The organism is Arthrobacter castelli DSM 16402, assembly GCF_000430705.1.
Taxonomy (GTDB): domain Bacteria; phylum Actinomycetota; class Actinomycetes; order Actinomycetales; family Micrococcaceae; genus Arthrobacter_C; species Arthrobacter_C castelli.
This window is the reverse complement of record NZ_AUMN01000017.1, coordinates 22,138-44,522: the sequence shown is the minus strand read 5'-3', so window position 1 is coordinate 44,522 and position 22,385 is coordinate 22,138. Positions and strand designations below refer to the sequence as shown.

General features: G+C 62.7%; 30 protein-coding genes. All 30 read left to right on the top strand.

The features are described 5' to 3' along the window. Positions 1 to 18 precede the first annotated feature (18 nt). The 30 genes from H535_RS26240 to H535_RS0116795 all read left to right on the top strand — a co-directional run bounded on the left by H535_RS26240 (position 19) and on the right by H535_RS0116795 (position 22,380). Positions 19 to 1,062, top strand: coding sequence for a tripartite tricarboxylate transporter substrate binding protein (locus H535_RS26240; RefSeq protein WP_051299459.1), 1,044 nt, complete (start codon positions 19 to 21; stop codon positions 1,060 to 1,062). 7 nt (positions 1,063 to 1,069) lie between these two features. After that, positions 1,070 to 1,525, top strand: a complete 456-nt coding sequence (locus tag H535_RS27955; protein ID WP_026820482.1) for a tripartite tricarboxylate transporter TctB family protein — start codon at positions 1,070 to 1,072, stop codon at positions 1,523 to 1,525. Beyond that, a complete protein-coding gene (locus tag H535_RS0116930; protein WP_026820481.1) occupies positions 1,522 to 3,027 on the top strand; it encodes a tripartite tricarboxylate transporter permease in 1,506 nt (501 codons plus the stop codon). The genes H535_RS27955 and H535_RS0116930 overlap by 4 nt, the downstream gene beginning before the upstream one ends. Positions 3,028 to 3,244: 217 nt before the next feature. Then, entirely contained in the window at positions 3,245 to 4,894 is a 1,650-nt protein-coding gene (locus tag H535_RS0116925; RefSeq protein WP_026820480.1) for an FAD-binding dehydrogenase, read from the top strand. Positions 4,895 to 5,310: 416 nt separating this feature from the next. Then, positions 5,311 to 5,685: a 30S ribosomal protein S12 gene (gene rpsL / locus H535_RS0116920; RefSeq protein WP_026820479.1), complete on the top strand. Its 375-nt coding sequence runs from the start codon at positions 5,311 to 5,313 to the stop codon at positions 5,683 to 5,685. Then, positions 5,685 to 6,155: a 30S ribosomal protein S7 gene (gene rpsG, locus H535_RS0116915; RefSeq protein ID WP_026820478.1), complete on the top strand. Its 471-nt coding sequence runs from the start codon at positions 5,685 to 5,687 to the stop codon at positions 6,153 to 6,155. The genes rpsL and rpsG overlap by 1 nt, the downstream gene beginning before the upstream one ends. A 93-nt stretch (positions 6,156 to 6,248) precedes the next feature. Then, positions 6,249 to 8,363, top strand: a complete 2,115-nt coding sequence (gene fusA / locus H535_RS0116910) for an elongation factor G (RefSeq protein ID WP_026820477.1) — start codon at positions 6,249 to 6,251, stop codon at positions 8,361 to 8,363. A gap of 191 nt (positions 8,364 to 8,554) precedes the next feature. Next, positions 8,555 to 9,745: an elongation factor Tu gene (gene tuf, locus H535_RS0116905; RefSeq protein ID WP_026820476.1), complete on the top strand. Its 1,191-nt coding sequence runs from the start codon at positions 8,555 to 8,557 to the stop codon at positions 9,743 to 9,745. 600 nt (positions 9,746 to 10,345) lie between these two features. After that, complete coding sequence (rpsJ, locus tag H535_RS0116900; RefSeq protein ID WP_026820475.1) at positions 10,346 to 10,654, top strand: 30S ribosomal protein S10; 309 nt, start codon at positions 10,346 to 10,348, stop codon at positions 10,652 to 10,654. A 15-nt stretch (positions 10,655 to 10,669) separates the two neighbouring features. Continuing rightward, positions 10,670 to 11,341 carry a 50S ribosomal protein L3 gene (rplC, locus tag H535_RS0116895; protein ID WP_026820474.1) on the top strand — a complete coding sequence of 224 codons (672 nt, stop codon included), beginning with the start codon at positions 10,670 to 10,672 and terminating at the stop codon, positions 11,339 to 11,341. Positions 11,342 to 11,345: 4 nt separating this feature from the next. Further along, positions 11,346 to 11,996, top strand: a complete 651-nt coding sequence (rplD, locus tag H535_RS0116890; protein ID WP_026820473.1) for a 50S ribosomal protein L4 — start codon at positions 11,346 to 11,348, stop codon at positions 11,994 to 11,996. Further along, positions 11,993 to 12,298, top strand: coding sequence for a 50S ribosomal protein L23 (gene rplW, locus H535_RS0116885; RefSeq protein WP_026820472.1), 306 nt, complete (start codon positions 11,993 to 11,995; stop codon positions 12,296 to 12,298). The genes rplD and rplW overlap by 4 nt, the downstream gene beginning before the upstream one ends. Before the next feature lie 31 nt (positions 12,299 to 12,329). Then, positions 12,330 to 13,169: a 50S ribosomal protein L2 gene (gene rplB / locus H535_RS0116880; protein WP_026820471.1), complete on the top strand. Its 840-nt coding sequence runs from the start codon at positions 12,330 to 12,332 to the stop codon at positions 13,167 to 13,169. A gap of 12 nt (positions 13,170 to 13,181) precedes the next feature. Beyond that, positions 13,182 to 13,469, top strand: a complete 288-nt coding sequence (gene rpsS / locus H535_RS0116875; protein ID WP_026820470.1) for a 30S ribosomal protein S19 — start codon at positions 13,182 to 13,184, stop codon at positions 13,467 to 13,469. Positions 13,470 to 13,525: 56 nt separating this feature from the next. Continuing rightward, on the top strand, positions 13,526 to 13,927 hold the full coding sequence (rplV, locus tag H535_RS0116870; protein WP_026820469.1) for a 50S ribosomal protein L22: 402 nt from the start codon (positions 13,526 to 13,528) through the stop codon (positions 13,925 to 13,927). Further along, positions 13,927 to 14,772 carry a 30S ribosomal protein S3 gene (rpsC, locus tag H535_RS0116865; RefSeq protein WP_026820468.1) on the top strand — a complete coding sequence of 282 codons (846 nt, stop codon included), beginning with the start codon at positions 13,927 to 13,929 and terminating at the stop codon, positions 14,770 to 14,772. Before rplV ends, rpsC begins: the two co-directional genes overlap by 1 nt. After that, positions 14,772 to 15,188: a 50S ribosomal protein L16 gene (rplP, locus tag H535_RS0116860; RefSeq protein WP_026820467.1), complete on the top strand. Its 417-nt coding sequence runs from the start codon at positions 14,772 to 14,774 to the stop codon at positions 15,186 to 15,188. The genes rpsC and rplP overlap by 1 nt, the downstream gene beginning before the upstream one ends. 2 nt (positions 15,189 to 15,190) lie before the next feature. After that, positions 15,191 to 15,610 (top strand): 50S ribosomal protein L29, encoded by a 420-nt coding sequence (gene rpmC, locus H535_RS30055; RefSeq protein WP_081416766.1) that lies wholly within the window; start codon positions 15,191 to 15,193, stop codon positions 15,608 to 15,610. Continuing rightward, entirely contained in the window at positions 15,607 to 15,912 is a 306-nt protein-coding gene (gene rpsQ / locus H535_RS0116850) for a 30S ribosomal protein S17 (RefSeq protein WP_035770044.1), read from the top strand. The genes rpmC and rpsQ overlap by 4 nt, the downstream gene beginning before the upstream one ends. A gap of 228 nt (positions 15,913 to 16,140) precedes the next feature. Then, positions 16,141 to 16,509, top strand: a complete 369-nt coding sequence (gene rplN / locus H535_RS0116845; protein WP_026820465.1) for a 50S ribosomal protein L14 — start codon at positions 16,141 to 16,143, stop codon at positions 16,507 to 16,509. Positions 16,510 to 16,511: 2 nt separating this feature from the next. Then, on the top strand, positions 16,512 to 16,880 hold the full coding sequence (rplX, locus tag H535_RS0116840; RefSeq protein ID WP_026820464.1) for a 50S ribosomal protein L24: 369 nt from the start codon (positions 16,512 to 16,514) through the stop codon (positions 16,878 to 16,880). Next, complete coding sequence (gene rplE, locus H535_RS0116835; protein ID WP_026820463.1) at positions 16,880 to 17,455, top strand: 50S ribosomal protein L5; 576 nt, start codon at positions 16,880 to 16,882, stop codon at positions 17,453 to 17,455. Before rplX ends, rplE begins: the two co-directional genes overlap by 1 nt. Before the next feature lie 104 nt (positions 17,456 to 17,559). Further along, a complete protein-coding gene (rpsH, locus tag H535_RS0116830) occupies positions 17,560 to 17,958 on the top strand; it encodes a 30S ribosomal protein S8 (RefSeq protein ID WP_026820462.1) in 399 nt (132 codons plus the stop codon). An 18-nt stretch (positions 17,959 to 17,976) separates the two neighbouring features. Further along, complete coding sequence (gene rplF, locus H535_RS0116825; protein WP_026820461.1) at positions 17,977 to 18,513, top strand: 50S ribosomal protein L6; 537 nt, start codon at positions 17,977 to 17,979, stop codon at positions 18,511 to 18,513. Between the two features lies 1 nt (position 18,514). Then, positions 18,515 to 18,886 (top strand): 50S ribosomal protein L18, encoded by a 372-nt coding sequence (gene rplR, locus H535_RS0116820; protein ID WP_026820460.1) that lies wholly within the window; start codon positions 18,515 to 18,517, stop codon positions 18,884 to 18,886. Beyond that, entirely contained in the window at positions 18,883 to 19,662 is a 780-nt protein-coding gene (gene rpsE / locus H535_RS0116815) for a 30S ribosomal protein S5 (protein WP_026820459.1), read from the top strand. The genes rplR and rpsE overlap by 4 nt, the downstream gene beginning before the upstream one ends. Next, positions 19,662 to 19,865, top strand: coding sequence for a 50S ribosomal protein L30 (gene rpmD / locus H535_RS0116810; RefSeq protein WP_026820458.1), 204 nt, complete (start codon positions 19,662 to 19,664; stop codon positions 19,863 to 19,865). The genes rpsE and rpmD overlap by 1 nt, the downstream gene beginning before the upstream one ends. 2 nt (positions 19,866 to 19,867) lie before the next feature. Next, positions 19,868 to 20,329, top strand: a complete 462-nt coding sequence (rplO, locus tag H535_RS0116805; protein WP_026820457.1) for a 50S ribosomal protein L15 — start codon at positions 19,868 to 19,870, stop codon at positions 20,327 to 20,329. Between the two features lie 174 nt (positions 20,330 to 20,503). Then, positions 20,504 to 21,811, top strand: coding sequence for a preprotein translocase subunit SecY (secY, locus tag H535_RS0116800; RefSeq protein WP_026820456.1), 1,308 nt, complete (start codon positions 20,504 to 20,506; stop codon positions 21,809 to 21,811). After that, on the top strand, positions 21,808 to 22,380 hold the full coding sequence (locus H535_RS0116795) for an adenylate kinase (RefSeq protein WP_026820455.1): 573 nt from the start codon (positions 21,808 to 21,810) through the stop codon (positions 22,378 to 22,380). Before secY ends, H535_RS0116795 begins: the two co-directional genes overlap by 4 nt. The last annotated feature ends 5 nt before the right edge of the window (positions 22,381 to 22,385 follow it).

Genomic DNA, 22,385 nt, shown 5'->3' with positions numbered 1-22,385 from the left:
ACGAAAAAGGAGCTGACCATGCAGTTACTTAAGAAGGGCGGCGCGTCCACTGCGCCGCAGCAACGAGGCAAGTGGCCGAAGAACGTGGTGAGGACTTCCGGCGCTGTGGCCGCCACCGCGGCTCTCCTTGCCACCACCGCGTGCGGTGGTGGCGACAGTGGGGGCGGTAGCGACTTCCCCTCCGAAACCATCGAAATGATCATTCCCTATGCTGCCGGCGGCAGCACCGATGTCAGCGTCCGCGGCATGGCGGCCATCGCCGAGGAAACCTGCGGCACCAACATCATCGCCAGCAACCAGACCGGCAGCGCGGGCGCCGTTGGCTTCAGCGCCACAGCGAATGCTGAGCCCAATGGATACACCGTCGGTGCCACCGCCACCGAGCTGGCCTATCTTTACAAGCTGGGCATCACGGATGTGCGGCCCAATGACTTCAAGGGTGTGATGCGGTACGCGCTCAACCCCCACGTCTTCTTCGTCCCGGCCGATTCGCCGTACAAGTCGATGGAAGACCTGATTAAGGCCGCTGAGAACGGCAAAACGATCAACGCCGCCACCAGCGGAACCGGGTCGGTCTACCACCTTGCAGCGGCCGGCTTGGCGTTGGAGGCCGGGGTGAAGGACCAGTTCCGCTACCTGCCGTTCGACGGCGGTGCCTCGGCGGTGCAGGCGACGATCGGCGGACAGGCCGACCTGGTCTCCGTCGTACTCAGTGAAGCGATCGGGCAGGTGGAATCCGGACGGCTGCGTCCGCTCGCTGTCGCCGGTGACGAGCGCCTCGATGCCATCCCCGATACGCCGACCTTGAAGGAGATCGGAATCGACTGGACCTCGGCGTCGCACTTGGGCCTGGCGGTTCCGGATGAGACCCCGAAGAAGCGGGTGGAGAAGCTCGACAAGTGCCTGCACGAGGCAATCCAGTCCGACGAGTTCCAGCAGTCGATGAAGGAACAGAACCTGACCCTCGACTACCTGCCGCCGAAGGAGTTCGAGGCCTACCTGCAGGATCTGTCCAAGCAGTACGGCAAGGTTATTGAAGAAGTCGGAATCAAGGCAGGTTAGTCCGGCGATGACCAGGAATCCAGGCGACCGGGTCGCGGCGGTGATCCTGCTGGCGTTGGCGGTATTCGTCTTCGCCTACAGTTTCACCATGCCGGATCCCGTACAGGAACTCGATCCCGGAGTTGCAGCCTTCCCGCGGGGGCTGGCGGTGCTTATCGGCGTGCTCGCACTGGTGCCGCTCTTCCGTCCGCAGCCGGGAGAAGCACTGCCCCGCGGACTCTACGCGGGCCGGGTGATTGGCACGGTGGCGCTGTTGGCCGGATATGCGATGGTTTTGGACATCATCGGGTTTGTCATCACCACCGTGGCATTTACTCTCGCGGAGCTTTTCCTGCTGGGAATCCGCCGTCCGGTGACGCTGATCGTCATGCCGCTCGGCGTCGGGCTGGGGTTGTTCTATGTGTTTAGGACACTCCTCGGCGTGGCGTTGCCCACCAGCGGACTGGGAGGTCTGCCGATATGAGCAATTGGCTTGCAGGCGCTGAAGCCGTGTTGGACCCTTCGGTCCTGATTCTGACCGTGCTGGGGATATTGCTCGGAGTTGTCATCGGAGCAATGCCCGGTTTGTCGGCAACGGTGGGGATCGCGGTCTTCCTGCCTTTCACATTCACGCTGGATCCGCTGCCCGGCCTGGTGCTGCTGTTGGGGATTTACAACGGGGCGTGCTACGCAGGGTCCATTCCGGCCATCCTGCTGAGAACGCCCGGTACTCCGGCCTCGGCGGCGACGGTGCTGGACGGGTATCCAATGACGCGGAACGGGCAGGCGGGCAAGGCGCTCAGCGTGTCCCTCGTGGCTTCCGTTGTCGGCGGCCTGCTGGCGACGGTGATGCTGATCGTTTCGGCTCCCGCCGTCGCCGAAGTTGCGTTGCAATTCGGGCCGGCCGAGTACTTTGCCTTGGCGGTGCTCGCGCTGACCATCATCGCCTCTCTGGGGGAGGGCGCCCTGGCCAAGGGCGTGATCAGCGCCGCCCTCGGGGTGTTGATTGCCATGGTCGGCCTGGATGGAATATCCGGTGCCCAGCGGTTCACCTTCGGCATCCAGCAGTTGAGCGGTGGTATTGAACTCATCGCCTTGCTGGTCGGTTTGTTTGGCGCGGCCGAGGCCTTGTTCCAGATTGAACACATGCACAAGGAGAGCAAGGCCGCCAGTATGGGCAGTTTCCGACTGAAGGGCAAAGACCTGCGTCGCATGTCACCTACCACTGTCGGTTCCGGAGTGCTGGGCTTCTTTATAGGCGCGCTTCCCGGCGTCGGCGGGGATATTGGCGGCTACGTTGCCTATAACGAGACCCGCCGGTTCGCGCGGCACGACCGGGAGAAGTTCGGTCACGGCGATTCCCGCGGCGTGGCAGCAGCGGAGTCGGCCAACAACTCGGCGCAGGTCGGTGGCCTGGTCCCCACGTTGACGCTGGGCATTCCCGGCAACACTGCTGCTGCGGTTTTGATCGGGGCGCTGCTGGTCCAGGGGCTGCGGCCCGGGCCCCAGTTGTTCGCGTCGAATCCCGAGCTGGTCTACGGATCCTTTATCGCGATTCTGGCCGGATTCGTCGTGCTATTGTTTGTCGGTTCGCTGGGAATCAGGGCCTGGGCACAGGTCATCCGGATACCACCGGCGCTGCTGTGGCCGATCGTGCTGATCCTGTCCATCGTGGGTTCGTACGCCGTGCGGACCAATCCGTTCGACGTCGTGGTGATGCTGGCCGCCGGCGTGCTTGGCTACTTCATGCTCAAGGGCGGCTTCCCGATTGCACCACTGCTGATCGGCGTCATTGTCGGGCCGCTGGCCGAAGACAATTTCCGTCTGGCCATGATCCAGTACGGCGGCAGCTTCAGCTGGATGCTCGATCCGCTGCCGTTCGTGCTGCTCGTGCTCTCTGCGGCGTCGCTGTTCTTCTCGCTGTGGCGGTCGAACAAGGCGCGGCGGAAGGCAGCGGCCGACGCGCAGAAAATCGACCAGCCTTAGTACTGGAGCCCTGGCCGGATTTAGCTCCGGTATGGGACATATTGCCACCGGCGCCGCCGGTCAGTTGTCCCATACCGGAGCATTTCTGTTTAACAGGGGAAGGTTCCGGCCGAACCAGGGGAGGGCGTCCAGGAAAGGGGGCGTCCAGGGAGTGGGCGTCCAGAGGCTCTGGGCCGTACAGGTACAGGACCGTCCAAGTGCGGTTAGTATCGTCACTATGGACGCAGACGTCATCGTGGTCGGTGCCGGCCTTGCCGGACTGACTGCCACCGCGGAACTGGCCGACGCCGGCAGGAAAGTGATCCTGCTCGACCAGGAATCCGAAGCGAACCTGGGCGGACAGGCGTTCTGGTCGCTGGGCGGGCTGTTCATGGTCGATACGCCCGAGCAGCGCCGGATGGGCATCAACGACTCCCACGAACTGGCACTGCAGGACTGGATGGGCAGCGCCGCATTCGACCGGGATGAGGACTACTGGCCACGCAAATGGGCCGAAGCGTATGTGGATTTTGCCTCCGGCGAGAAGCGAACCTGGCTGCACGGCATGGGGCATCGGATCTTCCCGGTGATCGGCTGGGCGGAGCGGGGCGATGGACGTGCGAACGGGCACGGCAATTCGGTGCCGCGGTTCCACCTGACGTGGGGCACCGGCCCGGCAGTCATGGAACCTTTCGTCCGGCGAGTCCGCACGGCGGTCGACGCCGGTCTCGTCTCATTGCGGTTCCGGCACCGCGTCGACGGGCTGATCCGGCATGACGGCGCCGTCGACGGCGTCCGGGGCAGCGTACTGGAACCGAACGACGCCGGCCGGGCAGTGGCCGGCGGCAGTAGCGAAGTGGACCAGTTCGAATTGCATGCTCAGGCCGTGATTGTCGCTTCGGGAGGCATCGGCGGCAACCACGACCTGGTCCGGAGAGCGTGGCCGGCACGGCTTGGTCCGGTGCCGCGGCGGATGATTTCGGGGGTTCCGGCCTACGTGGACGGGCGGATGCTCGGGATTACGGAGGAGGCCGGCGGGCGGGTGATCAATCCGGACCGCATGTGGCACTACGTGGAAGGCGTGCACAACTGGGATCCGGTCTGGCAGAACCACGGCATCCGTATCCTGCCCGGGCCGTCGTCGCTATGGCTCGATGCCACCGGGCAACGCTTGCCGGCCCCGCTGTTTCCGGGATTCGACACCCTGGGAACGCTGAAACACATCGCCGGGACTGGATTCGACTACAGCTGGTTTATCCTCACTCAGAAGATCATCGAGAAGGAATTCGCACTATCCGGTTCGGAGCAGAACCCGGACCTGACCGGCAGGAGTATCCGTGACGTGCTGGCCAGGGTGAAACCAGGTGCGCCGCCGCCGGTGGAAGCGTTCAAGAAACACGGCCGGGACTTCATCGTGGCCGGCACAATCAGCGAGTTGGCGTCTGGTATGAACGCGCTCAGTGGGGACGGGCTGATCAGTGAACGGGACCTGGAACAGACCGTCGTTGCCCGCGATCGTGAGATCGGCAATTCCTTCAGCAAGGACGCGCAGGTGACGGCGGTGCGTGGAGCGCGCCGGTACCGTGGCGACAAGTTGATCCGCGTCGCATCACCGCATCGTTTGCTCGACCCCAAAGCCGGCCCGCTCATCGCCGTCCGCTTGAACATCCTGACCCGCAAGACCCTGGGCGGCCTGGAGACAGATCTTCAGGGCCGGGTGCTGCAGCCCGGCGGGGACCCGCTGCCGGGCCTATATGCGGCAGGGGAGGCCAGCGGTTTCGGCGGCGGCGGGATGCACGGCTATAACTCCTTGGAAGGGACTTTCCTCGGTGGCTGTCTGTTCTCCGGCCGGCAAGCCGGACGGGCGGCGGCCGCAGCGCTCGGCTAGGTCTCGATACGGGCGCTGAGCGCCCTACTCGACCACCGCCTCAGTGATCGACCAAGGCGCTCCGCGCCGCGCGGAGATCCGCGTGATTCCGGTGCGCGATGTCTGCTGCTTGTCTGCTACTATAGGAGTCAATTGTTTGTGTGGCAGTGGATGAAGGCCGGTTCCTGAGCAGGATTTCGAACTGCGAAGAAGCTGGGGCCTGTTTCCGGGTTGCAGGGTCCTTGTGCAACGAATGCCACGTTTTTGCATGCCTAGGCACGTTCCGGTTCGGATCAAGCGAAGTGTGCAGAACGAGCCGACAGTGCTTCGCTTCGGCACCTTACCCGATACCGCCCGGCTGGACGCGGGCGGGGCAGGGACCGGGCAGCGGGGCTGAGTGAATGAGAACTTCTCGAGAATGTATGGAGAACCAATAAGTGCCAACAATTAATCAGCTGGTCCGGAAGGGCCGCTCCCCGAAGCTCCCGAAGTATGATGCTCCTGCGCTTCAGGGCAACCCGATGCGCCGTGGCGTCTGCACGCGTGTCTACACCACCACTCCGAAGAAGCCGAACTCCGCGTTGCGCAAGGTCGCCCGTGTGCGGCTCAACAGCGGCATGGAGGTCACTGCTTACATCCCCGGCGTCGGGCATAACCTGCAGGAACACTCCATCGTGCTGGTGCGCGGCGGCCGTGTGAAGGACCTGCCTGGTGTCCGCTACAAGATCGTCCGCGGTGCTCTCGATACCCAGGGCGTGAAGAACCGCCAGCAGTCCCGCAGCCTCTACGGCGCCAAGAAGGAGAAGAAGTAATGCCTCGTAAGGGACCGGCGCCGAAGCGCCCCCTAGTTGTAGATCCCGTCCACGGATCACCCTTGGTCACCCAGTTGATCAACAAGGTGCTGGTCGACGGTAAGAAGTCAACCGCCGAGCGCATCGTCTACGGTGCACTCAACGGCGTTCAGGCCAAGACCGGCGGCGACCCTGTGGCCGCGCTGAAGAAGGCCATGGACAACGTGAAGCCCGCCCTGGAGGTGAAGTCCCGCCGCGTCGGCGGTGCCACCTACCAGGTGCCCGTCGAGGTCAAGCCAGGCCGCGCCACGGCCCTCGCCCTGCGCTGGCTGGTTGGATACTCCAAGGCCCGTCGCGAGAAGAGCATGACGGAACGCCTGCAGAACGAGATTCTGGATGCGTCCAATGGTCTCGGTGCCGCTGTGAAGCGTCGCGAAGACACCCACAAGATGGCCGAGTCCAACAAGGCCTTCGCCCACTACCGCTGGTAAAACCGAAGTACGACGGCGGCCAGCGCCAGGTGCCGGCGGCACCCATCAGTTACGCCGGCGTCGTACCCAGGCCAAACCTGAAAGGCAGACACCGTGGCACTTGACGTGCTTACCGACCTGAAAAAGGTCCGCAATATCGGCATCATGGCCCACATCGATGCCGGTAAGACCACCACTACCGAGCGCATCCTGTACTACACCGGTATCAACCACAAGCTCGGCGAGACCCATGACGGGGCGTCGACGATGGACTGGATGTCACAGGAGCAGGAGCGTGGTATTACCATCACCTCCGCCGCGACCACATGTTTCTGGGAAGACAACCAGATCAACATCATCGACACCCCGGGCCACGTGGACTTCACCGTTGAGGTGGAGCGTTCACTGCGTGTGCTCGACGGCGCCGTCGCAGTCTTCGACGGCAAGGAAGGTGTGGAGCCGCAGTCCGAGACGGTCTGGCGGCAGGCCGATAAGTACAACGTGCCGCGCATCTGCTTTGTCAACAAGATGGACAAGCTCGGTGCCGACTTCTACTTCACCGTCGACACGATCGTCAACCGGCTGAAGGCCAAGCCGTTGGTCCTGCAGCTGCCGATCGGTGCGGAGAGCAACTTCGAAGGGGTCGTGGACTTGATCCACATGCGCGCGCTGACCTGGCGCGGCGACTCCAAGGGCGACGTCACCCTGGGTGCCAAGTACGAGATCGAGGAGATCCCCGAAGACCTGAAAGAGAAGGCGCAGGAATACCGCACTGCCCTGATCGAGAATGTCGCCGAAACCGACGAAGCGTTGATGGAGAAGTACCTCGAGGGTGAAGAGCTGACCACCGAAGAGATCGTTGCCGGCATCCGCCACCTGACCACCAATTCCGAGGCATACCCGGTGCTGTGTGGTTCCGCGTTCAAGAACCGCGGCGTGCAGCCGATGCTGGACGCGGTCATCGACTACCTGCCGTCCCCGCTGGATGTGCCAAGCATCCAGGGCCACCCGGTCAATGATCTCGAAGAGATCATCACCCGTCCGGCGGATTCGACGGCGCCGTTCTCGGCGCTGGCGTTCAAGGTGGTGACGCACCCGTTCTTCGGGCGTTTGACGTACCTGCGCGTCTACTCCGGCAAGGCGAAGACCGGCGCCCAGGTGGTCAACTCGACCAAGGGCAGGCGCGAGCGCATCGGGAAGCTGTTCCAGATGCACGCCAACAAGGAGAACCCGGTGGAGGAAGTGACGACTGGTCACATCTATGCCGCCATCGGCCTGAAGGACACCACCACAGGTGACACCCTGTGTGACTCCAACGACCAGATCATCCTTGAGGCGATGAGCTTCCCGCGGCCGGTCATCGACGTGGCAATTGAGCCCAAGACCAAGGGCGACCAGGAGAAACTGGGTGTGGCCATCCAGAAGCTGGCCGAGGAAGACCCGACTTTCCGGGTCTCCCTGAACGAGGACACCGGGCAGACGATCATCGGCGGTATGGGTGAGCTGCAGCTGGACATCATGGTGGACCGGATGCGGCGTGAATTCAAGGTTGACGCCAACGTCGGCAAGCCCCAGGTGGCCTACCGGGAAACTATTAAGGGCACGGTCGAGAAGTACGACTACACCCACAAGAAGCAGACTGGCGGTTCCGGCCAGTTCGCGAAGATCCAGCTCCGCATCGAACCACTGGATACGTCCGAAGGTGAGATGTACGAGTTTGACAACCAGATCACCGGTGGCCGTGTGCCGCGCGAGTACATCCCCAGTGTTGACGCTGGTATCCAGGATGCGCTCAATGATGGTGTGCTCGCCGGCTACCCGGTTGTCGGCATCAAGGCGACCCTCGTCGATGGTGCCTACCATGACGTCGACTCTTCGGAAATGGCGTTCAAGATTGCCGGCCGGATGGCTTTCAAGGAAGTTGCCCGGATGGCGAAGCCGGTTCTGCTCGAACCGCTGATGGATGTTGAGGTCCGCACACCTGAGGAATACATGGGTGATGTGATTGGTGATCTGAACTCCCGGCGCGGCCAGATGCAGTCCATGGAGGATGCAAGCGGTGTGAAGGTTATTCGCGCGCATGTTCCCCTCTCCGGTATGTTTGGATACATTGGTGACCTTCGGTCGAAGACCCAGGGCCGCGCTGTGTACTCCATGCAGTTTGATAGCTACTCTGAGGTCCCCAAAGCGGTGGCCGACGAGATCATTCAGAAAGTCCGCGGTGAGTAGCAGCTTCGCTGGTTGGCATCCGCCACGCGGGTGCCAACCGCTGCTGCAGGGTCATCGGCGCAATGCCGGACGGCCCGTCCACGGACGAATTTCAACAAATAAACCAGCCCCAAGTAGACTTGCATGGGTTTCAGTGACGAAAAGCGCCACTGAAAAGTAAGTCTTACTACCAAACGTTCTAGGAGGAACCAGTGGCGAAGGCAAAGTTCGAGCGGACTAAGCCGCACGTCAACATCGGAACCATCGGTCACGTCGACCATGGCAAGACCACGTTGACCACTGCCATTTCCAAGGTGCTCGCCGAGAGGTACCCGCACCTCAACGATGCCTCGGCATTCGACACGATCGACGCGGCTCCGGAAGAGAAGCAGCGCGGCATCACCATTAACATCGCCCACATCGAGTACCAGACCGAGGCGCGTCACTACGCGCACGTCGATGCTCCGGGCCACGCTGACTACATCAAGAACATGATCACCGGTGCGGCCCAGATGGACGGCGCGATCCTGGTTGTGGCCGCCAGTGACGGCCCGATGGCCCAGACCCGCGAGCACGTGCTGCTGGCCAAGCAGGTCGGCGTGCCGTACCTGCTGGTCGCGCTGAACAAGGCCGACATGGTTGAGGACGAAGAGCTCCTCGACCTGGTCGAAATGGAAGTTCGTGAGCTGCTCAGCTCGCAGGAGTTCGACGGCGACAACGCTCCGGTGGTGCGCGTGTCGGCACTGAAGGCGCTGGAGGGCGACGAGAAGTGGGTTGACTCCATCGTCGAGCTCGTCCACGCCATTGACGACAGCATCCCGGATCCGGTCCGCGACAAGGACAAGCCGTTCCTGATGCCGATCGAGGACGTGTTCACCATTACCGGCCGCGGAACCGTTGTGACGGGCCGGGCCGAGCGGGGCACCCTCGCGATCAACTCCGAGGTCGAGATCGTGGGCATCCGCGAGCTGCAGAAGACCACGGTGACCGGTATCGAGATGTTCCACAAGCAGCTCGACGAGGCATGGGCCGGTGAGAACTGTGGCCTGCTGCTGCGTGGCATCAAGCGTGAGGACGTCGAGCGTGGCCAGGTCGTGGTGAAGCCGAAGTCCATCACCCCGCACACGGACTTCGAGGCGAACGTCTACATCCTCTCCAAGGACGAGGGTGGACGCCACAACCCGTTCTACTCGAACTACCGTCCGCAGTTCTACTTCCGCACCACCGACGTCACCGGCGTCATCACGTTGCCGGAAGGCACCGAGATGGTTATGCCCGGCGACAACACGGAAATGAGCGTTGAGCTGATCCAGCCCATCGCCATGGAAGAGGGCCTCGGCTTCGCCGTCCGCGAGGGTGGCCGCACCGTTGGCTCGGGCCGGGTCACCAAGATCACTAAGTAGCCTGTGGCGGCTACTGGTTTTCTCCGGTTTCCCCGGGTTGGCACAGGACACTGAGTCGACCCACGCGGAACTGAACGCAATATGCCCCGCTGCTCCGGCAGCGGGGCATATTTGCGGTTAAAATGCGTGCCCCTTTGGCCCCTGCCGTTTCGGCTGCGTGCACGCAGTGACCAGGCTATGGCATACTCGTATGTGAGGCGGGCAGGGTTGCTCTGTCCATTGGTGGTCCCGCCCGGCTCCGGCCGAAGTGGCTCAATCGGCTCAATTTGCGTTCGCTGGTCGGCCATGGCAGACTAGTGGAGTTGTTCAAGCGCTTCGATGCGCCGTGTCCCGATCAAGATAATGCTTGGTGCAGGGTCCGCCGGCGAAGCCCAAATATGACCCACCTCCTTGAGAATGTGTGTGTACTTTTCTGTTGGAAGATACGACACGCCCGACTTCGGGGGTCGGAGCTTCGGCAGGGTGAGGAACCCGGAGGATTCCGGATTCAGCCTGTTGGAAGATGTAGCCGGACTGGGATGGCCGCTGCTCGCCCAGGGCCGCGCACAAGGGATGTAGTTCCATAGAGAAGCCGTACTTCAGAAAGAGAGTCACGACGCCATGGCGGGACAGAAAATCCGCATCCGGCTGAAGTCATATGACCATGAGGTCATTGATTCTTCAGCGCGGAAGATCGTTGAGACGGTGACGCGCGCAGGCGCTACGGTTGTTGGCCCGGTGCCGCTGCCGACGGAGAAGAACGTCTACTGCGTCATCCGTTCGCCGCACAAGTACAAGGACAGCCGCGAGCACTTCGAAATGCGTACTCACAAGCGTCTGCTCGACATTATCGACCCCACGCCCAAGGCTGTTGACTCGCTGATGCGGCTCGATCTGCCCGCCGACGTGAATATCGAAATCAAGCTGTAGAAGGATCGCATCGTCATGTCTACCTTAACTACGCGCCAGGTGAAGGGCCTGCTGGGCAAGAAGCTCGGCATGACCCAGGTCTGGGACGAGAACAACCGCTTTATCCCGGTGACCGTCGTCCAGGCAGACTCCAATGTCATCACCCAGCTGCGCGCACAGGATACCGACGGCTATTCCGCCGTCCAGATCGGCTACGGTGCGATCGACCCGCGGAAGGTCACCAAGCCGCTGGCTGGTCACTTTCAGAAGGCCGGGGTCACGCCCCGCCGCCACGTGGTTGAACTGCGCACCGCTGACGCCGACAGCTACGAACTTGGTCAGGAACTCTCCGTTGAGATGTTCGAGAACGGTCAAGTTGTCGACGTCGTTGGCACCACCAAGGGCAAGGGACTCGCCGGCGTCATGAAGCGCCACGGGTTCGCTGGTGTTGGTGCCTCCCACGGCCAGCACAAGAACCACCGCAAGCCCGGTGCGATCGGTGGTGCTGCCACTCCGGGCCGTGTCTTCAAGGGTGTCAAGATGGCTGGCCGGATGGGCGCCGTCCGTCAGACCACGCTGAACCTGACCGTCCATGCCGTGGACGCCGACAAGGGCCTGCTCCTGATCAAGGGTGCCGTCCCCGGTCCCCGCGGCTCGGTCGTCCTCGTCCGCAGTGCCGTCCAGGCACCAACAACGCAGGGAGCATAAGCTCATGGCTACTAAGACTGTCAGCGTCGACCTGCCTGCCGAGATTTTTGACGTCCAGACCAATGTGCCGCTGTTGCACCAAGTCGTCGTCGCGCAGCTCGCTGCTTCCCGGCAGGGCACGCACAAGACCAAAACCCGTTCAGAGGTCAGCGGCTCGGGCGCCAAGCCATTCAAGCAGAAGGGCACGGGCCGCGCCCGCCAGGGTTCGAACCGTGCACCCCAGATGACTGGTGGCGCGATCGTGCATGGCCCGGTTCCGCGCGACTATTCCAAGCGCACCCCGAAGAAGATGAAGGCCGCCGCGCTGCGTGGTGCCCTGTCCGACCGGGCACGCAACAACCGCATTCACGTGCTCTCCGAACTGGTTGCCGGCACCAAGCCGTCCACCAAGGAGGCCCGGGAAGTGCTGGCCGGCGTGTCGGACCGGAAGAACCTGCTCGTCGTGATTGAGCGCGCAAACGATGTTGCCGCCCTGTCGCTGCGGAATCTGGCCGAGGTCCACGTGCTGTATGTGGATCAGCTCAACACCTACGATGTGTTGGTTGCCGACGACGTCATCTTCACCAACGCCGCTTACGAGGCCTTCGTCTCCGGCCGGGCCGCAGCCCAGGTCGATGCAGCCTCGACGACTGATGAAGAGGAGACCGCAAAGTGAGCGCCATTGCCTCAAAGGATCCCCGCGACGTGGTGCTAGCGCCGGTCGTGTCGGAGAAGAGCTACGGCTTGATCGACGAAGGTAAGTACACCTTCATGGTCGATCCCCGCTCGAACAAGACAGAGATCAAGTTGGCGGTCGAGAAGATCTTCTCGGTCAGGGTCGACTCGGTCAACACCAACAACCGTGCCGGAAAGCGTAAGCGCACCCGCTTTGGCTGGGGTCAGCGGAAGGACACCAAGCGTGCCATCGTGACCCTGAAGGAAGGCACAATCGACATCTTCGGCGGTCCGCTCAGCTAGGGCGGAGACCACTTTAACGAGGAAATGAATTATGGGAATCCGTAAACACAAGCCGACAACGCCGGGCCGCCGTGGCTCCAGCGGTGCCGACTTCGCAGAAATCACACGGTCGACGCCGGAGAAGTCGTTGGTGCGTCCGCTGCCCAAGAAGGGCGGCCGCAACAACTCCGGCAAGATCACCACCCGGCACAAGGGCGGCGGACACAAGCGCCAGTACCGGCTGGTTGACTTCCGCCGCCACGACAAGGACGGCGTCAACGCCCGCGTTGCGGAGATCGAATACGATCCAAACCGCACCGCGCGCATTGCACTGCTGCACTACGTGGACGGCACCAAGCGCTACATCCTGGCCCCGAGCCGGCTGAAGCAGGGCGACGTCGTCGAATCCGGCCCCGGGGCCGACATCAAGGCGGGCAACAACCTGGCGCTGCGCAACATCCCGGTTGGCACCGTGCTGCACGGCGTCGAGCTTCGTCCCGGCGGCGGCGCCAAGATGGCCCGTTCCGCGGGCGCCTCGGTGCAGCTGGTGGCCAAGGAGGGCCGGTTCGGTCAGCTGCGGCTGCCCTCCGGCGAGATCCGCAACGTCGACGTGCGCTGCCGCGCCACTATCGGCGAGGTCGGCAACGCCGAACAGACCAACATCAACTGGGGCAAGGCCGGCCGCAACCGCTGGAAGGGCAACCGCCCGACCGTACGCGGTGTGGTGATGAACCCGATCGACCACCCGCACGGTGGCGGCGAGGGCAAGAGCTCCGGCGGACGCCACCCGGTCAACCCGAACGGCCAGCCCGAAGGCCGTACCCGCCGTCCGAACAAAGAGAGCGACGCGCTCATTGTGCGCCGCCGTCGTACTGGCAAGAACAAGCGATAGGAGCGGCGCAACATGCCACGCAGCCTGAAGAAAGGTCCCTTCGTTGACCAGCACCTCTTTGTGAAGGTCGGCAAGGAAAACGAAAAGGCCTCGAAGAACAAGAGCGTCATCAAGACTTGGTCCCGCCGCTCGATGATCATCCCCGACATGCTCGGGCACACGATCGCCGTGCACGACGGACGCAAGCACATTCCGGTGTTCATCACCGAGTCGATGGTCGGGCACAAGCTCGGCGAATTCGCCCAGACGCGGTTATTCCGCGGCCATGTGAAGGACGACCGTAAGGGCAAGCGCCGCTGAGCTGACAGCTCCCCGGTGTACGTACTTACGGCATAGAAGACGAGAGAAGGAAAGCAATGGAAGCCAAGGCTATTGCGCGCTACGTCCGCGTAACGCCTATGAAGGCCCGGCGCGTCGTCGACCTGATTCGTGGCAAGCAGGCGAATGAGGCTCTGGCGATCTTGAAGTTCGCCCCGCAGGGCGCTTCGGAGCCGGTTTTGAAGGTAGTCCAGTCGGCGGCGGCCAACGCCCGCGTCCTGGCCGACCGTGACGGCGTCGCCTTCGACGAAGACGACCTGTTTGTCAGCGAAATATTCGTTGACGAGGGCCCGACGATGAAGCGGTTCCAGCCGCGTGCCCAGGGCCGCGCCTACCGCATCAACAAGCGGACCAGCCACATTACGGTTGTGCTCGCTACCCCCGAGGAAGACGCACCGCTGGCGGGCGCTTCGGCCAACAAGAAAGGCGGGAACCGATAGTGGGACAGAAGATTAACCCGCACGGGTTCCGACTCGGCATCACCACCGACTACGTTTCGCACTGGTTCACTGACGGCAACAAGCCGGGACAGCGCTACAAGGACTTTGTCCGCGAGGACATCAAGATCCGTCAGCTGATGTCCACCGGCATGGACCGTGCCGGCATCGCCAAGGTGGAGATCGAGCGCACCCGTGACCGTGTCCGCGTCGACATCCACACTGCGCGTCCGGGGATTGTGATCGGACGTCGTGGAGCCGAAGCAGACCGCATCCGCGGCGAGCTCGAGAAGCTCACCGGCAAGCAGGTCCAGCTGAACATCCTCGAGGTGAAGAGCCCCGAGGTCGAGGCCCAGCTGGTCGCCCAGGGCGTTGCGGAGCAGCTCTCTTCGCGCGTGGCATTCCGCCGCGCCATGAAGAAAGCCATCCAGTCCGCGCAGCGCGGCGGCGCCAAGGGTATCCGCATCCAGTGTTCCGGCCGTCTCGGCGGCGCCGAGATGAGCCGTTCGGAGTTCTACCGCGAAGGCCGTGTGCCACTGCACACCCTGCGTGCGAACATCGATTACGGCTTCTTTGAAGCCAAGACCACCTTTGGCCGCATCGGCGTGAAGGTCTGGATCTACAAGGGCGATGTGACCTCCAAGGAACTGGCCGCTCAGGCAGCGGCAGCTCCGTCCCGCGGACGCGGTTCCGACCGTCCGGGCCGCGGTGGCGGCGGTGGTGACCGCGGACGTCGTCGCAATGACCGCCCAGCCAGGGGCAACGCCGGCCGCGACGCATCTGAGGCCCCGGCCGCAGAGCCGACGGCGGCAGCCACTGGTGCTTCAGCAGAAGGGTCAGAGAAGTAATGCTTATCCCACGTCGAGTGAAGTACCGCAAGCAGCATCACCCCAGGAGGGGTGGCCAGGCTTCGGGCGGCACCACAGTCAGTTTCGGTGAATGGGGAATCCAGGCGCTGACTCCGGCATACGTGACCAACCGCCAGATCGAGTCGGCACGTATTGCCATGACCCGCCACATCAAGCGTGGCGGCAAGGTCTGGATCAATATTTATCCGGACCGTCCGTTGACCAAGAAGCCTGCCGAAACCCGCATGGGTTCCGGTAAAGGCTCGCCCGAATGGTGGGTGGCCAACGTCAAGCCCGGCCGTGTTCTTTTCGAACTGTCCGGCGTGAATGACGAGGTCGCCAAGGAGGCACTGCGCCTGGCCGTTCACAAGCTCCCGTTGAAGGCGCGCATCGTGCGGCGCGAAGGTGGTGAATAGAGATGGCTGTTGGAACCAAGGAACTGGCACCTGATCAGCTGGATGGATTCGACCGGGACCGCCTGGTCGAGGAGTTGCGCAAGTCCAAGGAGGAATTGTTCAACCTCCGTTTCCAGTCCGCCACCGGGCAGTTGGACAACCACGGCCGCCTGAAGGCCGTCAAGCGCGACATTGCCCGCATCTACACGATCCTGCGGGAGCGTGAGCTGGGCATCCGCCCCGACGTCGTTGCTGAGGTCAAAGAGGCCAAGGACGGCAAGGCAGCGAAGAAGTCCAAAAAGAAGGCCGAGCCGGAGGCAGCCGTGCAGGACACGACCGAACCGGGCACGGCCGATGCGGCTGAGCAGGACACGGCCGCCGGCACCACCGCTGCGGAGGACACGTCTGAGAAGGCTGAAGCTTCCGAGGATGATGCCAAATGAGCGACAACATCAAGGAAGAAACTGTGAAGGTTGAAAACAGCGCCGGCCACGGCCGTAACTACCGCAAGACGCGCCGCGGCTACGTCGTCTCCGACAAGATGCAAAAGACCGTAGTGGTCAAGGTCGAAGACCGCGTCAAGCACGCGCTCTACGGCAAGGTGCTGCGCCGCTCGGAGCGTGTCAAGGTGCACGACGAGCAGGATAGTGCGGGCGTTGGCGATCTCGTCGAGATCAGCGAGACCCGCCCGCTCTCCGCTGCCAAGCGGTGGCGCCTCGTCGAGATTCTCGAAAAGGCCAAGTAGCGGCTGTGGTCCTCTCGGGTAAGGAAATGCTCCGGCCCGGCACCAGTGGCCACATCCTTACGCCCGTCCCCTCATTCCGCCCGTGCGGAACGAGGGGGCCGGGGCAGGACATGATTGCGGTTCCCGGACCGCATTGTGAGCCCGTCCCGCCCAGGGGCGGATCCAGTACATATCCGTTCGGCAAGGCTCCCCGGTGGGGGAGAACCGGCGCGACGACAGGAGAAATAAGTGATTCAGCAGGAGTCGCGACTGAAGATCGCTGACAACACGGGTGCGAAGGAAATTCTCACCATCCGTGTTCTCGGCGGTTCTGCCCGTCGCTACGCAGGTATTGGCGACACCATTGTTGCCACCGTCAAGGATGCAATTCCCGGCGGCAACGTAAGGAAGGGCGACGTGGTCAAGGCTGTGATCGTCCGTACGAAGAAGGAACGCCGCCGCGCGGATGGTTCCTACATTAAGTTCGACGAGAACGCGGCAGTGATCCTGCGCAGTGACGGCGATCCGCGTGGCACGCGCATATTCGGCCCTGTAGGCAGGGAACTTCGCGACAAGAGGTTCATGAAGATCATCTCGTTGGCTCCGGAGGTGCTGTAGCCATGGCAAAGATCAAGAAGGGTGACCTCGTCCAGGTCATTACCGGCGCCAAGCAGGAACGCGGCGGCGACCGTGGCAAGCAAGGCAAGGTGCTCCAGGTGCTCCCGGAGTCCAACCGGGTGCTCGTTGAAGGCATCAACCGGGTGACCAAGCACGTCCGCTCCGGCCAGTCGCAGAGCGGCGCCAAGACCGGCGGCATCGAGACCGTTGAGGCACCGGTCCACGTCAGCAACGTCGCCATCGTCGATCCCGAGACCAAAAAGCCGACCCGCGTCGGCTACCGCACGGAGACTGTCGAGCGCGATGGCCGTCAGCGTACGGTCCGGATCCGCGTGACCCGAGGCAAGAACAGCTCCGGGAAGGACATCTAATGACTGAAACAGTTGAAGCCCCGGCAAGAGTGGCTCCGCGCCTGAAGACCCGGTACAACGAGGAGATCAAGCCCTCGCTGCAGCAGGAATTCAATTTCGACAACCCGCATCAGGTCCCCGGCCTGGTCAAGGTCGTCGTGAATATGGGTGTCGGCGACGCTGCCAAAGATTCCAAGCTGATCGACGGCGCTGTCCGCGACCTGACCCAGATCACCGGCCAGAAGCCTCAGGTGACCCGGGCCCGCAAGTCCATCGCCCAGTTCAAGGTGCGTGAAGGCATGCCGATTGGTGCTCACACCACACTGCGCAACCAGCGTATGTGGGAGTTCCTCGACCGCCTGATCTCACTGGCGCTGCCCCGTATCCGTGACTTCCGCGGCCTCAGCGGTCGCCAGTTCGACGGAAACGGAAACTACACGTTTGGCCTGACCGAGCAGTCGATGTTCCACGAAATCGACCAGGACAAGATCGACCGTGTGCGTGGCATGGACATCACGGTAGTGACCACCGCCAAGACCGACGACGAAGGACGCGCGCTGCTCAAGGCGCTCGGCTTCCCGTTCAAGACCGACTAATAACTACGTTGCAGGTCCGGCCCGGGTCTCGGCAAGCTCGACCACCGAGTCGAGAAGTCCGAGCACCGGGACTGGAAACCGTTACGAGGAAGGGCTGAAGCCCAATGACAATGACAGATCCTGTCGCAGACATGCTCACGCGTCTGCGCAACGCCAACTCGGCATACCACGAGTCAGTGGCCATGCCATACAGCAAGCTCAAGGCACACATTGCCGACATCCTCAAGGCCGAAGGCTACATCTCCTCCTGGAGGGCTGAAGGCGAAGATGTCAGCAAGAAGCTGATGATTGAGCTGAAATTCGGTCCGAGCCGCGAGCGTTCCATCGCCGGCGTCCGTCGCATCTCCAAGCCCGGCTTGCGCGTTTACGCCAAGTCAACCAACCTGCCGCACGTGCTGGGTGGTCTGGGCATTGCGATTTTGTCGACGTCGTCGGGTCTGCTGACCGATCGTCAGGCCGCAAAGAAGGGCGTGGGTGGGGAAGTCCTCGCCTACGTCTGGTAGAAGGAAGGAAGAGAAGACATGTCACGTATTGGACGTCATCCTATCTCGGTACCTTCCGGCGTTGAGGTCAATATTGACGGAAGCGATGTTTCCGTCAAGGGACCCAAGGGCGAATTGAGTCTTACCGTTCCCAGCCCGATTACCGCCACGCTCGACGACGGCGTCATCACCGTCACTCGTCCCGACGACGAGCGCGAATCGCGGGCACGGCACGGTCTGAGCCGCACCCTGATCTCCAACCTGATCACCGGTGTGACCGAAGGCTACAAGAAGGACCTGGAAATCGTCGGTACCGGTTACCGTGTCCAGGCCAAAGGCTCCGACCTCGAGTTCGCCCTCGGCTTCAGCCACCCGGTGTCCATCAAGGCGCCGGAGGACATCACCCTGACCGTGGAGAGCCCCACCAAGCTCTCGGTGTCCGGGATCTCCAAGCAGCGCGTCGGTGAGGTTGCCTCCAAAATCCGCAAGCTGCGCCGCCCCGACCCATATAAGGGCAAGGGCATTCGCTATGCAGGCGAGCAGGTCCGCCGCAAGGTCGGAAAGGCTGGTAAGTAGAATGGCTTTGGCAATCAAAGGAAAGAGCAAGTCCGCAGCACGCGGACGCCGTCACCTGCGGGTGCGCAAGCGGATCAGCGGGTCGGCCGTTCGGCCGCGTCTGGTGGTGAACCGCTCGGCACGGCACGTGTTCGTCCAGCTCGTCGACGACGCCAAGGGTCAGACCCTGGTGTCAGGCTCGACGATGGAGGCGGAGCTGCGCTCGTTCGACGGCGACAAGACGGCTAAGTCGAAGCGCGTCGGTGAGCTTGTAGCTCAGCGGGCGAAGGACGCCGGCGTTGAGTCGGTGGTTTTCGACCGCGGTGGCAACAAGTACCACGGCCGCGTTGCGGCTATCGCAGAAGGCGCTCGTGAAGGTGGGTTGTCGCTGTGACTGAAGCAAATAACGCAAAGGAAGCTGATTTGAAGCAGGAGCCTGAACAGACTGCGGCCGAAGGTGGTGCCGCTGAAGCGACCGGCGCCGCCTCTGAGGCCGACAAGAGCACTGAAACGGCAGCCGGCAGCAGCGAGGACCGCAACACTGGCCGCCGCGGTGAGCGCGGTGGCCGGGGCGAGCGTGGTGGCCGCGGAGAACGTGGCGGCCGGGGCGAGCGCGGTGGCCGTGGCGGACGTGACGGCGGACGTGACTCCGAGAAGGAGAAGTTCGTCGAGCGTGTGGTCTCCATTAACCGCGTTGCCAAGGTCGTCAAGGGCGGCCGCCGGTTCAGCTTCACCGCCTTGGTGGTTGTCGGCGACGGCAACGGCATGGTTGGTGTGGGCTATGGCAAGGCCAAGGAAGTTCCCGCCGCCATCTCCAAGGGCGTCGAGGAAGCCAAGAAGAACTTCTTCAAGGTCCCCCGGGTCCAGGGCACCATCCCGCACCAGGTTCAGGGTGAAGCCGCGGCAGGCGTTGTGCTGCTGCGTCCCGCTTCGCCGGGTACCGGTGTGATCGCCGGTGGTCCTGTCCGCGCCGTCCTCGACTGCGCCGGTGTCCATGACGTGCTGTCCAAGTCCCTCGGTTCGGCCAACGCCATCAACATCGTGCACGCCACGGTGGAGGCGCTGCGTTTGATCGAGGAGCCGCAGGCCGTGGCTGCCCGCCGCGGATTGCCGCTGGATGAGGTTGTTCCGGCGCCCCTGCTGCGCAACATGCAGAAGGCAGGTGCATAATGGCACAGAGCACGTCCCAGTTGGGCCAGCTGAAAATTACCCAGACCAAGTCCGTCATTGGCGGCAAGCAGAACCAGCGCGATAGCCTGCGGTCCCTGGGTCTGAAGCGGATCGGCCATTCAGTGGTCCGGGACGCGACGGACACCACCCTCGGGATGATCAACGTTGTTTCTCACCTCGTGAAGGTTGAGGAGGCGAAGTAAAGATGGCGGAAGAGAACAAGGAGCACGCGCTCAAGGTCCACCACCTGCGTCCCGCCCCGGGATCGAAGACTGCCAAGACCCGTGTGGGTCGCGGCGAGGCATCCAAGGGCAAGACCGCGGGTCGCGGCACCAAGGGCACCAAGGCCCGTTACCAGGTGCGGCCGGGCTTCGAAGGTGGCCAGCTGCCGCTGCACATGCGGCTGCCGAAGCTGCGCGGCTTCAAGAACCCGTTCCGGGTGGAGTTCCAGGTCGTGAACCTGGACAAGATTTCCGAGTTGTACCCTGACGGCGGCGAGGTGAGCGTTGAATCGCTCGTGGCCAACGGAGCGGTTCGGAAGAACCAGCCGGTGAAAGTCCTCGGCAGCGGCGATATCGACGTGAAAGTCGACGTCACCGCCGATGCCTTCTCGACCAGTGCGGCCCAGAAGATCGCAGCGGCTGGTGGAAGCGCCACCACCCCGTGATCAGCCACAGCATATAGAGTGAACTCTTGGTGGGTCGGATAACCGGCCCGCCAAGAGTTCCTTTAACTTAAAGCAGGGCACGACGACGGTGAAGCAGTCGCATGACTACCAGCTAGAATCGGTTGTTGAGAATCGCCGATGCCCATCATCGACTCAGGACCTTCAGGAGGACAATTGCTGAGCGCATTTGCCCGAGCCTTCCGCACGCCTGACCTGCGACGCAAGTTGTTGTTCACGCTCGGAATCATCGTTATCTACAGGCTCGGAACGTTCATACCGTCCCCAGGTGTCGACTACGGCAACGTTCAGCAGTGTCTTGCCCTCGGCAATACCACCGGTGGCGTTTACGAGCTGGTGAACCTGTTCAGTGGCGGTGCGCTGCTGCAAGTATCCATCTTTGCCTTGGGCATCATGCCGTACATTACGGCCAGCATTATCACCCAGCTGCTGAGGGTGGTTATTCCCCGGTTCGAGGAGCTGCACAAGGAAGGGCAACAGGGCCAGGCGAAGCTGACCCAGTACACCCGTTACCTGACCATCGCCCTTGGACTGCTGCAGGCGACGACGCTGGTATCGCTGGCCCGTTCCGGGCAATTGCTGGGCCAGTGTCCGGTCCCGATCATCCCCAACGACACGATCATCACCGTGCTGCTGATCATCATTACGATGACGGCGGGCACCGGCCTGATCATGTGGATGGGCGAGCTGATCACCGAAAAGGGTGTCGGCAACGGCATGTCCCTGCTGATCTTCATCTCGATCGCCTCAGGGTTCCCGACGTCGCTGGGCCAGATCCTCACCACTCAGGGCTGGACCATCTTCCTCGGGGTGCTCCTGCTCGGGCTGGTCGTTGTTGCCCTGGTGGTCTTCGTGGAGCAGTCGCAGCGCCGTATCCCGGTCCAGTACGCCAAGCGGATGGTGGGCCGGCGGACCATGGGCGGGTCCAGCACCTACATCCCGATCAAGGTCAACATGGCCGGCGTGATCCCGGTCATCTTCGCATCAGCGATGTTGTCCCTGCCGGCCCTGATTGCGCAGTTCAACACCCCGGCACAAGGCGAGGCCCCGGAGTGGGTGCAGTGGGTCAGCAATACCTTCGCCGCACGGGAGTCCCCGCTGTACATGGCCATTTACTTCGCGCTGATCGTATTCTTCACCTATTTCTACGTGTCAATCACGTTCAATCCGGAAGAGGTTTCGGACAACATGAAGAAATACGGTGGGTTCATCCCGGGTATCCGGGCCGGCCGCCCGACGTCGGAGTACCTGCAGTACGTCATCAGCCGGATCACGACTGCCGGCGCGTTGTATCTCGGTGTGATTGCCCTGATTCCGCTGATCGCGCTGGTCACGCTGGGTGCCAACGCGAACTTCCCCTTCGGCGGGGCAGCGATCCTGATTATCGTCGGTGTTGGTCTTGAAACGGTCAAGCAGATCGACGCACAGCTACAACAACGCCACTACGAAGGGTTATTGCGATGACGAGAATGCTGATCGTGGGTCCTCCAGGATCCGGTAAGGGAACCCAGGCAGCGCGGATTTCGGAGCGGCTTGGCATCGTGGCGATCTCCACCGGCGATATCTTCCGCGCCAATGTGAAGGCTGAAACGCCGCTGGGCGTCGAGGCAAAGCAGTACATCGACGCCGGCGACTACGTGCCGGACAGCGTGACCAACCGGATGGTCCGTGGCCGGTTGAGCGAACCGGATACCAACTCCGGTTTCCTACTGGACGGCTATCCACGCACCACCGCCCAGGTCGAAGAGCTGGACGACATCCTCTCGTCCAACAACGAGCAGTTGGACGCGGTGCTGCAGTTGACCGCCGACGACGAGGAACTGGTCAGCCGGCTCCTCGGCCGCGCCGCTGAGGACGGCCGCACGGACGACACCGAAGAGGTGATCCGTCACCGGCTGAATCTGTACTACGAGAAGACCGAAGTCGTCGTTGCCAAATACGCCGAACGCGGGATCGTCACCAAGGTGGACGGCATCGGTCCCATCGATGACGTCACCGACCGAGTCATGAGTGCGCTGAAGGATGTGCAGTAACAACT

Coding starts and splice junctions, on each gene's coding strand:
- H535_RS26240 (WP_051299459.1), top strand. CDS start 19: ATGCAGTTACTTAAGAAGGGCGGCGCGTCCACTGCGCCGCAGCAACGA.
- H535_RS27955 (WP_026820482.1), top strand. CDS start 1,070: ATGACCAGGAATCCAGGCGACCGGGTCGCGGCGGTGATCCTGCTGGCG.
- H535_RS0116930 (WP_026820481.1), top strand. CDS start 1,522: ATGAGCAATTGGCTTGCAGGCGCTGAAGCCGTGTTGGACCCTTCGGTC.
- H535_RS0116925 (WP_026820480.1), top strand. CDS start 3,245: ATGGACGCAGACGTCATCGTGGTCGGTGCCGGCCTTGCCGGACTGACT.
- rpsG (WP_026820478.1), top strand. CDS start 5,685: ATGCCTCGTAAGGGACCGGCGCCGAAGCGCCCCCTAGTTGTAGATCCC.
- rpsJ (WP_026820475.1), top strand. CDS start 10,346: ATGGCGGGACAGAAAATCCGCATCCGGCTGAAGTCATATGACCATGAG.
- rplC (WP_026820474.1), top strand. CDS start 10,670: ATGTCTACCTTAACTACGCGCCAGGTGAAGGGCCTGCTGGGCAAGAAG.
- rplD (WP_026820473.1), top strand. CDS start 11,346: ATGGCTACTAAGACTGTCAGCGTCGACCTGCCTGCCGAGATTTTTGAC.
- rplB (WP_026820471.1), top strand. CDS start 12,330: ATGGGAATCCGTAAACACAAGCCGACAACGCCGGGCCGCCGTGGCTCC.
- rpsS (WP_026820470.1), top strand. CDS start 13,182: ATGCCACGCAGCCTGAAGAAAGGTCCCTTCGTTGACCAGCACCTCTTT.
- rplV (WP_026820469.1), top strand. CDS start 13,526: ATGGAAGCCAAGGCTATTGCGCGCTACGTCCGCGTAACGCCTATGAAG.
- rplP (WP_026820467.1), top strand. CDS start 14,772: ATGCTTATCCCACGTCGAGTGAAGTACCGCAAGCAGCATCACCCCAGG.
- rpmC (WP_081416766.1), top strand. CDS start 15,191: ATGGCTGTTGGAACCAAGGAACTGGCACCTGATCAGCTGGATGGATTC.
- rpsQ (WP_035770044.1), top strand. CDS start 15,607: ATGAGCGACAACATCAAGGAAGAAACTGTGAAGGTTGAAAACAGCGCC.
- rplX (WP_026820464.1), top strand. CDS start 16,512: ATGGCAAAGATCAAGAAGGGTGACCTCGTCCAGGTCATTACCGGCGCC.
- rplE (WP_026820463.1), top strand. CDS start 16,880: ATGACTGAAACAGTTGAAGCCCCGGCAAGAGTGGCTCCGCGCCTGAAG.
- rpsH (WP_026820462.1), top strand. CDS start 17,560: ATGACAATGACAGATCCTGTCGCAGACATGCTCACGCGTCTGCGCAAC.
- rplF (WP_026820461.1), top strand. CDS start 17,977: ATGTCACGTATTGGACGTCATCCTATCTCGGTACCTTCCGGCGTTGAG.
- rplR (WP_026820460.1), top strand. CDS start 18,515: ATGGCTTTGGCAATCAAAGGAAAGAGCAAGTCCGCAGCACGCGGACGC.
- rpmD (WP_026820458.1), top strand. CDS start 19,662: ATGGCACAGAGCACGTCCCAGTTGGGCCAGCTGAAAATTACCCAGACC.
- rplO (WP_026820457.1), top strand. CDS start 19,868: ATGGCGGAAGAGAACAAGGAGCACGCGCTCAAGGTCCACCACCTGCGT.
- H535_RS0116795 (WP_026820455.1), top strand. CDS start 21,808: ATGACGAGAATGCTGATCGTGGGTCCTCCAGGATCCGGTAAGGGAACC.